At 63.4% G+C, this 13,841-nt stretch carries 11 protein-coding genes; 7 read left to right on the top strand and 4 right to left on the bottom strand.

Features of this window, described 5'->3' with window-relative positions; all coding sequences use genetic code 11:
- Positions 1-153 precede the first annotated feature (153 nt).
- Entirely contained in the window at positions 154-1,095 is a 942-nt protein-coding gene (locus ACCD03_RS23205; protein WP_413413012.1) for a LysR family transcriptional regulator, read from the top strand.
- Between the two features lie 79 nt (positions 1,096-1,174).
- Here ACCD03_RS23205 and ACCD03_RS23200 read toward each other — a convergent pair whose 3' ends face one another.
- Positions 1,175-2,761 carry an isocitrate lyase gene (locus ACCD03_RS23200; protein ID WP_045203631.1) on the bottom strand — a complete coding sequence of 529 codons (1,587 nt, stop codon included), beginning with the start codon at positions 2,759-2,761 and terminating at the stop codon, positions 1,175-1,177.
- A 441-nt stretch (positions 2,762-3,202) separates the two neighbouring features.
- On the opposite strand from ACCD03_RS23200, the gene ACCD03_RS23195 reads away from it, so the two are divergent.
- Positions 3,203-4,447 (top strand): saccharopine dehydrogenase family protein, encoded by a 1,245-nt coding sequence (locus tag ACCD03_RS23195; protein ID WP_413413009.1) that lies wholly within the window; start codon positions 3,203-3,205, stop codon positions 4,445-4,447.
- Positions 4,448-4,477: 30 nt separating this feature from the next.
- Here the strand turns inward: ACCD03_RS23195 and ACCD03_RS23190 are convergent, their stop codons facing one another.
- Complete coding sequence (locus ACCD03_RS23190; RefSeq protein WP_045203633.1) at positions 4,478-5,527, bottom strand: AI-2E family transporter; 1,050 nt, start codon at positions 5,525-5,527, stop codon at positions 4,478-4,480.
- 254 nt (positions 5,528-5,781) lie between these two features.
- On the opposite strand from ACCD03_RS23190, the gene ACCD03_RS23185 reads away from it, so the two are divergent.
- Positions 5,782-6,063, top strand: a complete 282-nt coding sequence (locus ACCD03_RS23185; RefSeq protein ID WP_253536432.1) for an antibiotic biosynthesis monooxygenase family protein — start codon at positions 5,782-5,784, stop codon at positions 6,061-6,063.
- 354 nt (positions 6,064-6,417) lie between these two features.
- Positions 6,418-8,175, top strand: coding sequence for a GGDEF domain-containing protein (locus tag ACCD03_RS23180; protein ID WP_413413033.1), 1,758 nt, complete (start codon positions 6,418-6,420; stop codon positions 8,173-8,175).
- Positions 8,176-8,188: 13 nt separating this feature from the next.
- Here the strand turns inward: ACCD03_RS23180 and ACCD03_RS23175 are convergent, their stop codons facing one another.
- A complete protein-coding gene (locus ACCD03_RS23175; protein ID WP_413413007.1) occupies positions 8,189-9,001 on the bottom strand; it encodes a DUF6597 domain-containing transcriptional factor in 813 nt (270 codons plus the stop codon).
- A 129-nt stretch (positions 9,002-9,130) separates the two neighbouring features.
- Here ACCD03_RS23175 and ACCD03_RS23170 point away from each other — a divergent pair, with 129 nt between their 5' ends.
- The gene (locus tag ACCD03_RS23170) at positions 9,131-9,799 is read left to right on the top strand and encodes a glutathione S-transferase family protein (protein ID WP_413413005.1); all 669 of its coding nucleotides are present in this window, start codon (positions 9,131-9,133) and stop codon (positions 9,797-9,799) included.
- A 7-nt stretch (positions 9,800-9,806) separates the two neighbouring features.
- Here the strand turns inward: ACCD03_RS23170 and ACCD03_RS23165 are convergent, their stop codons facing one another.
- Positions 9,807-11,609: a methyl-accepting chemotaxis protein gene (locus ACCD03_RS23165; protein ID WP_253536428.1), complete on the bottom strand. Its 1,803-nt coding sequence runs from the start codon at positions 11,607-11,609 to the stop codon at positions 9,807-9,809.
- 232 nt (positions 11,610-11,841) lie between these two features.
- Between ACCD03_RS23165 and ACCD03_RS23160 the strand changes: the two genes are divergently transcribed.
- Together ACCD03_RS23160 and fghA are read left to right on the top strand one after the other, a co-directional pair.
- Positions 11,842-12,948 (top strand): S-(hydroxymethyl)glutathione dehydrogenase/class III alcohol dehydrogenase, encoded by a 1,107-nt coding sequence (locus ACCD03_RS23160; protein ID WP_316674200.1) that lies wholly within the window; start codon positions 11,842-11,844, stop codon positions 12,946-12,948.
- A 22-nt stretch (positions 12,949-12,970) separates the two neighbouring features.
- A partial coding sequence (fghA, locus tag ACCD03_RS23155; RefSeq protein ID WP_413413002.1) for an S-formylglutathione hydrolase occupies positions 12,971-13,841 on the top strand: 871 nt, incomplete at its 3' end.

The raw sequence follows: 13,841 nt of genomic DNA, 5'->3' as shown, positions 1-13,841 counted from the left end.
GAATGCCGCTGGCGGTTGAGCCTAAGGGCGAGCCGTCTCCTGTACGGGTTGGGTGGTTTGTTATTTGTAGAAAGCATAGATTGACGGTCTTTCCTTGACAAAGACCATGTGAACATACAAATCTATGCCGACACGGCATATCTCAACGCAAGCATGGACATCCGAGAACTCAAGAGCTTCATTCGCGTGGCGCGTGCCGGCAGTTTCAGCCGCGCAGCCGCCGAGCTGTACATCGCGCAACCGGCGCTGAGCCGGCAGATTGCAAAACTCGAGGCAGAGATTGGCGTGCCGCTGCTGGTTCGGCATGGCCGTGGCGTCCGGCTCACCTCGGCGGGGTCGCGTCTGCTGGAGCGCGCTGAAATGATCACGCACCTCCTCAGCGAAACCAGCGAAGACGTACGCGCCAGCGCCGACGAGGAGCGCGGGCATCTGGCCGTTGGCCTGCCGCCGACCATGGGCGCGCTGATCGGCGCCGATCTCGTCCAGGACTTCCGCGCGCAGTGGCCTCGGGTGTCACTGCACGTGCGAGAAGGCCTGAGCAGTTCGCTGCAGGAGTGGGTGCTGGATCGGCGCGTTGACCTTGCCGTCGTCTACAACCAGCCGCCGCTGGATGCGTTCCTCGTGCGCCCTTTGTTCAGCGAGCCCATGATCCTCGTCGGGCCGCCTGGCTCAGAGGCCGACAAGCGCGAATACCAGATCCGCGACCTGGCCAGCATTCCGCTGATCTTGCCCGGACTGCCGCACAGCAACCGGCGTCTGGTCGAACAGGCTGCGATCCAGCACGGTGTGCGCCTGCGCATCGCCCTGGAAGTCGACAGCGTGTCGCTGACCAAGCAACTGGTGAAGGCCGGCGCCGGCTATTCGATCCTGACCTACATCGCAATCAAGGAGGAGATCGCGCGTGGTGAACTGGTGGCGCATCGCATGGGGCGCCCCGGCATCCGGTCGAGCGTGGCGATCACGACCTTGCGCGAGAATCCGCCTTCCCGCTTCGCCGCGGCCTGGACCGCACTGCTGCAGGACAAGCTCAAGGAGTTCATTGCGTCGGAATCGTGGAAGGCCGATGTGGTCTGGCCGAAGGACGGTGCTCACTGACCAGGCCGTCTCACGGCCAAAAAAAAACGCCAACCCGCAATGGGTTGGCGTTCTGCTTGAGGTAAGACGTATCCGTGAATCAGTGGAACTGGTTCATCGTGTTGTCCTTACCCGCGGCCTTCAGCGCTGCTTCGCCGCTGAAGTATTCCTTGTGGTCGTCGCCGATGTCCGAGCCCGACATGTTCTGGTGCTTGACGCAGGCGATGCCTTGACGGATTTCCTTGCGCTGCACGCCAGCCACATAACCGAGCATGCCTTGGTCGCCGAAGTATTCCTTGGCGAGGTTGTCGGTCGACAGCGCGGCGGTGTGGTACGTCGGCAGCGTGATCAGGTGGTGGAAGATGCCGGCTTCGCGCGACGCATCGGCCTGGAACGTGCGGATCTTCTCGTCGGCGAGCTTCGCCAGTTCGCTGTCGTCGTATTCCGTGCTCATCAGTTGGCCGCGCTCGTAGGCCGACACATCCTTGCCAGCTTCCTTCATCGCGTCATACACCTGCTGACGGAAGTTCAGCGTCCAGTTGAACGACGGGCTGTTGTTGTACACCAGCTTGGCGTTCGGGATGACCTTGCGGATTTCGCTCACCATGCCGCCAATCTGGGCGATGTGCGGCTTTTCGGTTTCGATCCACAGCAGGTCGGCGCCGTTTTGCAGCGAGGTGATGCAATCCAGCACGCAACGTGCTTCGCCCGTGCCGGCGCGGAACTGGAACAGGTTGCTCGGCAGGCGCTTCGGACGCAGCAGCTTGCCGTCGCGCTTGATGACGACGTCACCGTTACCCAGTTGGTCGGCCGACAGCTCTTCGCAGTCGAGGAACGCGTTGTATTGGTCGCCCAGGTCGCCCGGCGTGTTCGTCACGGCGATCTGCTTGGTCAGGCCTGCGCCCAGCGAATCGGTACGGGCGACGATGATGCCGTCGTCCACGCCCAGCTCCAGGAACGCGTAACGGATTGCGCGGATCTTGGCCAGGAAGTCTTCATGCGGCACGGTGACCTTGCCATCTTGGTGGCCGCACTGCTTTTCATCCGACACTTGGTTTTCGATCTGGATGCAGCAGGCACCCGCTTCGATGAACTGCTTGGCCAGCAGGTACGTGGCTTCTGCGTTGCCGAAACCGGCGTCGATGTCGGCAATGATGGGCACCACGTGGGTGACGTGGTTGTCGATCTTTTCTTGGATGGCGGCCTTGGCGGCGGCGTCTTTGGCAGCGTCCAGTTCGCGGAACAGGCCACCCAGTTCACGGGCGTCGGCTTGGCGCAGGAACGTGTACAGCTCGCGGATCAGCGCGCTGACAGAAGTCTTCTCGTGCATCGATTGATCCGGCAGCGGGCCGAACTCCGAGCGCAGCGCAGCGACCATCCAGCCCGACAGGTACAGGTAGCGGCGTTCGGTGCTCTTGAAGTGCTTCTTGATGGAAATCATCTTCTGCTGGCCGATGAAGCCGTGCCAGCAACCCAGGGACTGCGTGTACTTGGCCGGATCAGCATCGTAGGCGGCCATGTCGGCGCGCATGATCTTGGCGGTGTACTTGGCGATGTCCAGACCCGTCTTGAACTTGTTCTGAGCACGCATGCGAGCAGCGTACTCGGGGTTGATCGCGTTCCATGCGTTGCCGTAGGTTTCTTTCAAACCGGCAACTGCCTTGATGTCGTCTTGATACTGGGCCATGTCAATTTCCTGGAAATAAAGCGCGTTTGAGAAGAATCGGTTGCGTGTGCAGCTACGGAGTTCGAAGCGAGCAGCGTGGATTTATTGTAGGTCGGCTTTGACGCGTCGCAGCAAGGTCTTATATAAGACATAAGAGTTAGTTTTTCTTTATTTTTCAATGAGATAGACAACAAATTTTGCGATACGGAACGTGTTTTCAGCAAACGGGAAGACGACAGCCGAGAAATCCGGAGCAAATTCCACAATGTGAAATACGCTTTCAGGTACCGGAGCCGGAGAACCCGGAGGCGCCAGGAGGGGTGCGGACGCGTGAGCGCATGGTCACGCGGCGCCAGCATTGCCAGTTGCCGGGCGGCCTTGCCGCCTTCACTATTGTTCGCCGCTGGACGTTACAAGGCAGCCGTACCGGCACCTTCATCGGCTCATCAAAAGGAAGACTCCATGCCCGCTCCGCACTTTGACGTTGTCGTGTTTGGCGCCACCAGCTTTGTCGGCCAGATCCTGACCCGCTACCTGGCCGAACAGTTTTCGGGCGGTGGAGAAACGCTGCGCTGGGCCATTGCCGGCCGATCCGAAGCGAAGCTGCTGGACGTCAAGCGTTCATTGGGCGCGGCGGGTGAATCCCTCCCGATCATCGTGGCGGACGCTGCAAACGAAACCCAGTTGCGCGCGCTATGCGCACAGACCCGGGTGGTGGTGTCCACAGTTGGCCCTTACGCGCTATACGGCGAGCCGTTGATCAAGGTCTGCGTCGAATGTGGGACGGACTACTGCGACCTCACCGGCGAGACCCAATGGATCAGGCGCATGATCGGCAAATATGAAGCGACGGCGCGGCAGTCAGGGGCACGCATCGTGCATTGCTGCGGTTTCGACTCGGTGCCGTCGGACATGGGCGTCTATTTCCTGCAGCAACAAGCCATGCGGGAATGGGGTACGCCGGCCAGGCAGGTGAAGTTGCGCGTCAAAACGCTCAAGGGCGGCGCATCTGGCGGCACGGTGGCCAGCCTGATCAACGTCGTGCAAGAAGCCGCGGCCGACCCCGCCTTGCGCAGGGAACTGGCCGACCCTTACTCCCTCTGCCCCAAGGGCCACGGCTTCACGGCACGCCAGCACTCGGTACGGGGCGCGGCGTTCGATGCCGATTTCGATGTGTGGATTGCGCCCTTCGTCATGGCGGCCATCAACGAGCGCGTGGTGCACCGCTCCAACGCCCTGTCCGGCAACGCCTATGGCAACCCATTCATCTACGACGAAGCGGTGATGACGGGGGCGGGCCTGAGCGGCCGTTTGAGGGCCCTGACGATGGTGGCTGGCCTGGGCGCCTTCATGCTGGGCATTGTCGTCAAGCCCATCCGCATCGTGATGGAGCGCTTTCTGTTGCCCAAACCCGGCGAAGGCCCTACGCCTGCGGCGCAACTGGCAGGCCGCTATGACCTGCGGCTCTTTGGCCGCACCGATCAAGGAAACACCTTGCGGGTGAAGGTGACCGGGGATCGCGACCCCGGCTATGGCTCGACCGGCAAGATGCTGGGTCAGGCCGCCGCCAGCCTCGCGCTGGACCACGTGAAAGACGGCACCAAGACAGGGCGCCCCGGCGGTTTCTGGACGCCGGCCACGATGTTTGATGAACGCTTCATCGAGCGCCTGACGCGCCATGCCGGTCTGCGCTTCGAGCGAATATGAGCGCGATGAAGCGCCCGCTCGACCGAGGCATCATTCGTTCTGCCCGCGCGCAAAAATATCCCAGCTGGCCATGAACAGCGCAGCGACCAGAGGCCCGATCACAAAGCCGGTGATGCCGAACAATTCCATACCGCCCAGGGTGGAGATCAGCACGACCCAGTCGGGCATCTTGGTGTCCTTGCCGACCAGCAACGGGCGCAGCAGGTTGTCGACCAGGCCGATCACACCGCCGCAGAACGCAACGAGGATCACGCATTTCCAGATCGCGCCCACCATCAGGAAGTAGAGCGCGACCGGAATCCACACGAGGCTGGCGCCAATCGCGGGCAGCAGCGACAGGAACGCCATCAGCGCGCCCCACAGCACCACGCCGTCAATGCCGAGGAACCAGAAGATCAACCCGCCGAGCGCGCCCTGCACCAGCGCAACGGCAATGTTGCCTTTCACGGTGGCGCGCACAACGGTCGTGAACTTGCTCAGCAGCAGGCGCTTGTGCTCTTCGTCCATCGGCAGCGCGCGGCGCACGCGGCGGCCGATCTCGGCGCCATCGCGCAACAGGAAGAACACCATGTACAGCATCACGCCAAAACCGACCACGAACTGGAACGTGTTCTGCCCGATGCTCAGCGCCTGCGTGGCGGCAAACTGGCTGATCTGCGCAGCCCCGTCGGCGAGCTTTCTCTGGATGCCTGGGATGTTCGTCAGGCCGGCTTTGGCAAGCAGTTGCTGCACCCATGTGGGCAGCGCATGAACCGCTTCCGAAAGGTAGCGGGAGTAATTCGGCTGCGCGCTCTGGATCTCCTGATAGGCAACACCGATTTCCTGCACGATGGTCGCCGTCACAAAGACGACGGGCAGGATCACGATCAGGATGATCAGGGCGAGCGTGGTGAGGGCAGCGAGATTGCGCCGCTTGCCCATCCGGGCGACCAGCGCGCGCTGCACGGGCTGGAACAGGATCGCCAGGATGACACCCCAGAACACCGCGCCAAAGAACGGCGAGAGGATCCAGCAGAGCCCGAGCGTGACGACGAACAGCAAGAGGTAGAAAAATTTCTGGTGGTCGTTTCCGCTATCCATGGGTTGCTTTCGCTTGAAGGTGACGTCTGAAGAGCCCGAGCAGGATCCGGGCCAAGGCAATGGAATCCGAGTATGCCCGCGCCGCCGCGGTTGTCATAGAGGCGCGCGCGGGCAGACAGACGTTCGGAAGCCAACCCAAAGTTGGCGTCCGCACCATCAAACAACCCCGATGCTGGCCGGGCTATGGCAACGAGGATTGCCGGCTATAGTCTTCTCACCCATCCAACCGAACGGAGAACAACGTGGTATTCGAAATGGCTCACATCGATATTCTTGCCGGCAAGCAGCGCGAGTTTGAAGCCGCCGTCCAGCAAGCCTTGCCGCTGTTTGCTCGCGCCAAGGGCTGCCACGGCGCCGAGCTGCACCACATCGTCGAGCGCGACACCAGCTACGTGCTGATCGTGCGCTGGAACACCGTGGAAGACCATATGGTCGATTTTCGCGAGTCCGACGACTTCCAGGAATGGCGCAAGCTGGTCGGGCCGTTCTTCGCCAAGGCGCCGGAAGTCGTGCACTCGGAGGTGGCGGTCAAGTAATCGGCCCGCCCGAATCAGTCGATCCTCCCCCAGACACGAGATGCGCGCGGCGCTCTCAGATTGCGCTCATCTCGTGCCTTGCCAGCGTTACGGCCCGTCCGTCCAGACCCTTTTTTCTACGCTCCGGCCTGGACGTCCCGTAAGAATCCTTTTGCATTTGTTTGCAGTGCCCCCTCGCGGCGGGGGTCCAATGGCACGGTAAAGAAGCCCCCGATGCTGCCGTTAGCCAGAGATGTGCACTACGCGCGGCAATGAGCGCGGGCACCTGCGCAACCCGTTCGCAACAGCCTCCCGGCTCTGCCCAACCGCCCGCCAAGACGCCCAACCACTCCGTTCATGTCTTCTGAAACGTCGATGGACAGGCGCTTTAGCGCCAGCGTCGCCATCGTCCTCGTTCCGGTGTTGTCGTTATCGTGCTGGCTGCTGGGCTATGCGTGGCTGGCTTACGGCCGCGCCGACAATGCCGCCCGCAGCGTCCAGGCGCTGCGCATGACGTTGCTGGCCATGGAGAAGGTTTCAGCCGAACGCGGCCCGACCAACGGCGTGCTCGGCGAAGACTTGCCGCTGCCCGCCGAGCGCAAGGCGGCCCTGCAACGCATGCGCGCCGCCAGCGATGAGCACGTCGCCCAATTGCTCGGCGCCCTGGGCCCTGAAAATTGCCCAGGCTGTGAAGCCGACATCACCGCTGCGGGCCGCGCCCAAACGCATCTGGCTGCGGCCCGCGCCAACATCGACCGGCTGACCGCACTGCCCCTGCGCTCACGCAGCAGCGATGAGCTGGCCGACGGCGTGAACCGAATGATCGCGGTGATCCCGGAATTCCTGCCCATCGTCAACGCACGCACGGCCAACATCACTCGCGGCGATCCTGACGTGCTCAACTGCCTGACGCTGGCGCGGCTGTCGGCCGATTTGCGTGAATACGCGGGCCAGCTCGGTTCGCGCTTTACCGGTGCGCTGGCCATGCACCGCATGCTCACATTTGAAGAGCAGCTTGCGATCGAACGCACGCAAGGCCGTATTGACCAGCTGCGCAGCATGATCGAGACGCGCGTGGGTGCGCATTCGGCACTGAACCAGCACGCCTTGGCCACGCTCGGCGCCCAGTACTTCGGCGATGGGCTGCGCTATGTGGCTGCCGTGCGCGCCAAGGCCAGCCAGCCCGGCGGCGTCGATATCACCCCCGCCGCATTTGCCGAGCGCTACGTGCCCACCATGCGCGCCATTACGGATTTCCGCGACATCGTGCTGGGCCTGGCGGTTGACGACATCCGCGAACATCGGCGCGCGATGTTGCTGGTGCTCATCGGCTCGGCAGGCGCCGTGGTATCGGTGCTGGGCGCGCTGGCATGGATGACAATTTCTTTCCGCCGCAACGTGGTGGGACCGTTTGTCAACGCCACGCGGCTGATCGACGGGATTGCGCGTGGCAACTTGAGCGTGCATATCCCGACCGGCTTTGCACGGCGCGAGATCCGTGCGATGTTCGAGGCGATCCGGGTGCTGCGCATCAACAGCATCGAGCGCCGTCGGCTGGAACTGGAGCGCGCGCACCTGATGCGGGAACTTGCGCGCATGGCCGAGACCGACCCGCTCACCCATCTGCTCAACCGCCGCGCCTTTGAAGACCGTGCCAGCGCGATGTGCAAGTCGCCGCAGCCGAAAGCGCGGCTCGTTGCGCTCATCATGTTCGACATCGACCATTTCAAGCGCATCAACGATACGTACGGCCATGCCGTGGGCGACGAAGCGCTGCGCACCGTTGCAAGCCTGTGCCGCGCCGAGGGCCCCTCCGCCGACACGGTGGCGCGCATCGGAGGCGAAGAATTCGCGGTGATGGTGTGGGCGGATAGCCTCGCGCAGGCGCGCGCTGTGGCCGACCATCTGCGCCATCGCATTGCCGAGGTGACGGTGCCCACCGGCACCGATCTGCCTTGTCGCATGACGGCCAGCTTTGGCGTTGCGGCAGCGCCTGCGGCCGATGGCCCCGAACTGGAGCCACTGCTGCGACGGGCAGACCATCTGCTTTACGCCGCCAAGCTGGCGGGGCGCAACTGTGTGATGACGGACCGCCCGCCTGCGTCGCCAGACGTGGCGCTCGCGACGGATTGATGCGCTGGGCGCGCTAGGCCTGATTGGCGCGCCGATACTCCGCGGGCGCCTTACCGACAAGGCGGCGGAAGTCACGCGTGAAGTGCGCTTGGTCAAAGTAACCGAGCCCGTGCGCAAGCTCAGCCAGATCCACGTCCGCGCCGTTGGCAAGCTGGTCGGCCGCTTCATGCAAGCGGTATCGGCGGATCACCCACTTAGGTGTCACACCCACATACTCAGAGAACAATTGCTGCAGCGTGCGTTCGCTCATGCCGGCGCGTTCGGCCAGATCGCGCACCTGGGTCAGGCCTGCGTCCTGGTGAAGCGACTGCAAGATGCTGTGGATGCGCTCAACCTGCGGATCGGGTGGCGGCAACACGCGCAGCAGCAGCCTTTCTGCGGCAGACACCATGCCGGCGTCGTCACGTGCGCTCAGCACAATCTCTTCTGCCTGCGCATCGCCAATGCCAAGCACATCGGAAACCGGCATGGTCTTGTCGGTCAGCAAACGCACCGGCTTGCCGAAGAACGCGCGAAAGGCACCGGGCCGAAAGCGCAGGCCGATCACGCGGCCCGTCTCAGCCAATGTGGTCTCGAACGCGCCCGACACCACGCCAAAGATTGCGGTCTGCCGACGGTCGAACACGACGTTCACGCACGGGTACGGCAGCGTGCGCTGCGTATAGGGCGGCTGGCCGCGCAGGTCCCATTCGACAATCCAGTGATGATCGAGCACGCCGGCCAGCGCGGCACACGGCTGGTAACGGTTCAGGCGGAAGCGCTGGCGAAATGCCAGCGGATCGACCACGCCCTTTGGCTTGGCGGCAACGTCACGTAGATCGGTCATGGAAACGGCGGGGGCAAAGACAATGCCGCGATGATGCACCGCCGCAGCGGATTTTTCCAAGACGCAGGCATGCCCTACGCCTACAGTGGCAGTCTTTCCTCACCCGTTCCATCGCACACGGAGCCGACGATGCCCCAAGACCGCCACCTGATCCTTTACCACTCGCCGCGCAGCCGCTCGCGGGGCGCGCGCATGCTGCTCGAAGAACTCGGTGCCGACTACGAGGTACACGCCTTCGACCTGACCACGGGCCAGCACAAGACGCCGGAGTTTCTCGCGATGAACCCGCTAGGCAAGGTGCCGACACTGCGCCACGGCGATGTGGTCGTCACCGAGCAGGTGGCGGTCTATCTCTATGCGGCAGAGCTGTATCCGGAAGCCGGGCTGTCGCCCGCGGTTGGCGATCCGCTGCGCGGTGCGTATCTGCGCTGGATGGCGTTCTACGGTTCGTGCTTCGAGCCCGCTGTCGTCGACCATTCAATGGGCCGCCCGCCTGCCGCGTATTCGACCTCCCCCTATGGCGACTTCGATACGGTCATTGCCGCGATCAACGCACAGTTGACCAAAGGGCCCTACTTCCTGGGCGAGCGCTTCACGGCGGCAGACGTGCTCTGGGGCGCCGCACTGGACTGGATCACGATGTTCAAGCTGATGCCCGAAACGCCCGTGGTGCGCGCGTATATCGACCGCATCCTGGCACGGCCTGCGGTCAAGCGCGCACAGGCCGCGGACGTCGCCCTGGCGGAAGCACAGGACGAGGCCAAAGCGGCCGCCAGCGCGGCCGCTCCCTCGGCCTGAGCCCAGTTCAGTGCGACAGGCGGAACTGCCCCACAGCCTCGTTCAGGTTGTGAGCCTGTTCCTCAAGCGACTCCGCAGCGGCCGCCGCCTGCTCGACCAGCGCGGCGTTCTGCTGTGTCACCTGGTCCATCTGGTTGACGGCCTGATTGACTTGCTCGATGCCGCTGCTCTGCTCTTCCGACGCTGACGAAATCTCGCCCATGATGTCGGTCACCCGCTTCACCGCATCGACGATCTCTGCCATCGTCACCCCGGCCTGATCAACCAGCGCCGTGCCGTTGCTCACACGATCCACCGAGTCGTGAATCAGCGCCTTGATTTCCTTCGCTGCGCCCGCCGAGCGCTGCGCCAGGCTGCGCACTTCGCTGGCCACCACGGCAAAGCCGCGGCCTTGTTCGCCGGCACGCGCGGCTTCCACCGCTGCGTTCAGCGCCAGGATGTTGGTCTGGAAGGCAATGCTTTCGATCACGCCGATGATGTCGGCAATCTTCTTGCTGCTCTCGTTGATGCCGCCCATGGTCTGCACGACCTGGCCGACCACGTTGCCGCCGCGCGTGGCAACGTCAGACGCCGTCACGGCAAGCTGGCTGGCCTGACGCGCGTTATCGGCGTTCTGCTTCACGATGCTCGTGAGCTCTTCCATGCTTGACGCGGTTTCTTCCAGCGAGCTGGCCTGTTCTTCCGTGCGCTGCGAGAGGTCTGCGTTGCCGGCAGCAATTTCCTGCGCGGCCGAGCGCACCGAGTCGCTGCCCAGGCGGATCTGCTGCATCACGGCGGTCAGCTTGTCGGCAAACGTATTGAACGAGCGGGCGATCTGCGCGACTTCGTCCTCGCCGTCGGACGGCAGACGCTTGGTGAGGTCACCGCTGCCCGAGCCGATATCATCCATTGCATCGCGGATCATCGACAGGCGACGGAATGCGCGCGAGGTCATCGCACCGACGATAAGTGCTGCAACGATGGCCACACCCACCAGCGCGCCGATCGACGTCATCACCAGCGAGCGCATGCCGGCTGTGGCATCGGATTTGTCCAGCGCCACCACCAGGCCCCAGTCGGTGCCCTTCACGCCCTGGCGGTAGAGCAGCTTGGATGCGCCATCCACTGACACTTCCACCGGCTTCTCCGCCTGCGCCAGCGATGCCAGCGTGGCTTCGTTCAGCCCTGCCGACAGATCGGTCGCCGGCTTGAGCGTGAGCTTGTCATTCGGGTGCGCGACGATCTTGCCAGCCGCGTTGACGAGGAAGCCGAAGCTGGCCGGCGTCGGGTGAATGGCCTTGACGTTGGCGATCACGCTGTCCATCGCCACATCGCCGCCAATCACGCCCTTGAGCGTGCCGCCTTCCAGAATGGGCACCGCGAAAGTCACGACGAGCTGGCCGGTGCTGGCGCTCACGTACGGTGGCGTCACCACCGGCTTGCCCGCCTCCACCGCCTGCTTGTACCAGGGGCGCGCGGTCGGGTCATACGTTGGCGGAATGCCTTCGGGGTTCGAGAATTTGTACGACTTGTCGGGGTAACCGACATAGACGTTGATGAAGCCGCCAGCCTTGTGCACGGCCTTGAAAACCGGAATCGGGTCCGCAGACACTGCGACGTCCTGCAGCGACACCATCATCTGCGTCTTGGACGCTACCCAGTCGTCGATGCCGGCGATGTGGCCGCGCGCGACGGACTGCAGGTTCTGGCGGATGGACTCGTCGTTGTACGAACGCGTCACGAGATAGTTAAGACCGCCGGCGAAGGTCAATGCGCCGACCACGATGGCAACGCAGGTCAGCAAAATGCGAGTACGGATGGATGCAAGCACGGTATGGTTTCCTACTACGAGGCCCATGGCAGGGATTCCACCATGTAAGGCATGCGGCACACGGCCCTGTCGGCCCTGCCGTCGCACAAGAAACGGCCGTCGTAAGAAAATCTGAAGTCTGATGTGAATGCCATGACTTCGCTATCACATTGCCGGAGCAGGCAACGTTCTACAATCGCCCTCCCTACGCTGCCCACATCGGGCAGGCTCCACTTCAAAAAAAGGAATGCGCATGAAAACCAAAGCCGCCATCGCCTGGAAAGCCGGTGCTCCGCTCACCGTGGAAGAAGTCGACCTGCAGGGCCCGCGAGCTGGCGAGGTGCTCGTCGAGATCAAGGCGACCGGCATCTGCCATACCGATTACTACACGCTCTCGGGCGCCGACCCGGAAGGCATCTTCCCGGCGATCCTCGGCCATGAAGGCGCGGGCGTGGTGCTGGAGGTGGGTGCGGGGGTCACGTCGTTGAAGGCCGGTGACCACGTGATCCCGCTTTACACACCGGAATGCCGCCAGTGCAAGTTCTGCCTGTCGCGCAAGACGAACCTGTGCCAGGCCATTCGCGCCACGCAGGGCAAGGGCCTGATGCCGGACGGCACGTCGCGCTTCTCGCTCGACGGCAAGCCGCTGTTCCACTACATGGGCACGTCCACGTTTGCCAATCACATCGTGGTGCCGGAGATTGCGCTGGCCAAGATCCGCCCCGACGCGCCGTTCGACAAGGTCTGCTATATCGGCTGCGGCGTCACCACGGGCGTGGGCGCGGTGGTCTACACGGCCAAGGTGGAACCGGGCGCAAACGTGGTCGTGTTTGGTCTCGGCGGCATCGGCTTGAACGTGATCCAGGGTGCAAAGATGGTCGGCGCCGACAAGATCATCGGCGTGGACCTGAACCCCGCACGCGAAGCCATGGCACGTAAATTCGGCATGACGCACTTCATCAACCCGAGCGATGTGGAGAACGTGGTCGACCACATCATTCAGCTCACTGATGGCGGCGCGGATTACTCGTTCGAGTGCATCGGCAACACGAAGGTCATGCGTCAGGCTCTGGAGTGCTGCCACAAGGGCTGGGGCCAGTCGATCATCATCGGCGTGGCCGAGGCCGGCGCGGAGATCAGCACGCGCCCGTTCCAACTCGTCACGGGCCGTGAGTGGAAGGGCTCCGCCTTCGGTGGCGCACGTGGCCGCACCGATGTGCCGAAGATCGTCGACTGGTACATGGAAGGCAAGCTCAACATCGACGATCTCATCACGCACAGGCTGCCGCTGGAGCGCATCAACGAGGGCTTCGAGCTGATGAAGCGCGGTGAGTCGATCCGTTCGGTCGTGCTGTATTGAACCTTGAGGATGGAACCACGCGATGACGATCCCGGTACCGGCACTTGAATTGCTTTCCGAGCATGCCTGCTTTGGCGGCGTGCAGCGTTTCTATCGGCACACCTCGACGGCCATCGGGCTGCCGATGCGCTTCTCGGTCTACCTGCCGCCGCAGGCGTTGGAAGGCACGCCCTGCCCCGCGCTGTTCTATCTGGCGGGCCTGACGTGCACGGAAGAGACATTTGCCATCAAGGCCGGTGCGCAACGCGTGGCAGCGCGCGAAGGCCTCATCCTCATCGCGCCCGACACCAGCCCCCGCGACGCGAACATCGCCGGCGAAACCGATAGCTGGGATTTCGGCATCGCCGCCGGCTTCTACCTGGACGCCACGCAGGCGCCGTGGCGCGAGCACTACCGCATGGAAAGCTACATTGCCGACGAGCTGCACCACATCGCGCGCGTGGCTTTTCCGGTGGCGCCGGGGCGCATCGGCATCTTTGGGCATTCGATGGGCGGCCACGGCGCGTTGACGCTGGCCATGCGCCATCGGGAACGCTTTGCTTCGGTCTCCGCGTTTGCGCCCATCGCGCATCCGTCGGTGTGCCCGTGGGGAATCAAGGCGTTCACCGGATATCTCGGGGACGATCGCACCGCTTGGGCAGCCCACGACGCCACGCAGTTGATGCGGCAGGCATCGTGCCCGTTCCCGAGCGGCATCCTGATCGATCAGGGCGAGGCCGACAAATTCCTCACCGAGCAGTTGTACCCGGATGACTTTGCCGCAGCGTGTGCCGCAGCCGGGCAACCGCTGCAACTGCGGCGCCACCCGGGCTACGACCACGGCTACTACTTCATCGAGAGCTTCATCGAAGACCACCTGCTGCCAGCGCAGTTGTGCTGCGTGATGCAGCAGG

The organism is Ralstonia sp. Ralssp135, from assembly GCF_047304345.1.
Lineage (GTDB): Bacteria > Pseudomonadota > Gammaproteobacteria > Burkholderiales > Burkholderiaceae > Ralstonia > Ralstonia chuxiongensis.
This window is presented reverse-complemented; position numbering and strand designations above follow the sequence as displayed.

Bases quoted from the DNA above. Each gene is read 5' to 3' on its own strand.
- ACCD03_RS23190 (WP_045203633.1), bottom strand. From the start codon at position 5,527: ATGGATAGCGGAAACGACCACCAGAAATTTTTCTACCTCTTGCTGTTC.
- ACCD03_RS23160 (WP_316674200.1), top strand. From the start codon at position 11,842: ATGAAAACCAAAGCCGCCATCGCCTGGAAAGCCGGTGCTCCGCTCACC.
- ACCD03_RS23195 (WP_413413009.1), top strand. From the start codon at position 3,203: ATGCCCGCTCCGCACTTTGACGTTGTCGTGTTTGGCGCCACCAGCTTT.
- ACCD03_RS23200 (WP_045203631.1), bottom strand. From the start codon at position 2,761: ATGGCCCAGTATCAAGACGACATCAAGGCAGTTGCCGGTTTGAAAGAA.
- ACCD03_RS23185 (WP_253536432.1), top strand. From the start codon at position 5,782: ATGGCTCACATCGATATTCTTGCCGGCAAGCAGCGCGAGTTTGAAGCC.
- ACCD03_RS23175 (WP_413413007.1), bottom strand. From the start codon at position 9,001: ATGACCGATCTACGTGACGTTGCCGCCAAGCCAAAGGGCGTGGTCGAT.
- ACCD03_RS23180 (WP_413413033.1), top strand. From the start codon at position 6,418: ATGGACAGGCGCTTTAGCGCCAGCGTCGCCATCGTCCTCGTTCCGGTG.
- ACCD03_RS23205 (WP_413413012.1), top strand. From the start codon at position 154: ATGGACATCCGAGAACTCAAGAGCTTCATTCGCGTGGCGCGTGCCGGC.
- ACCD03_RS23170 (WP_413413005.1), top strand. From the start codon at position 9,131: ATGCCCCAAGACCGCCACCTGATCCTTTACCACTCGCCGCGCAGCCGC.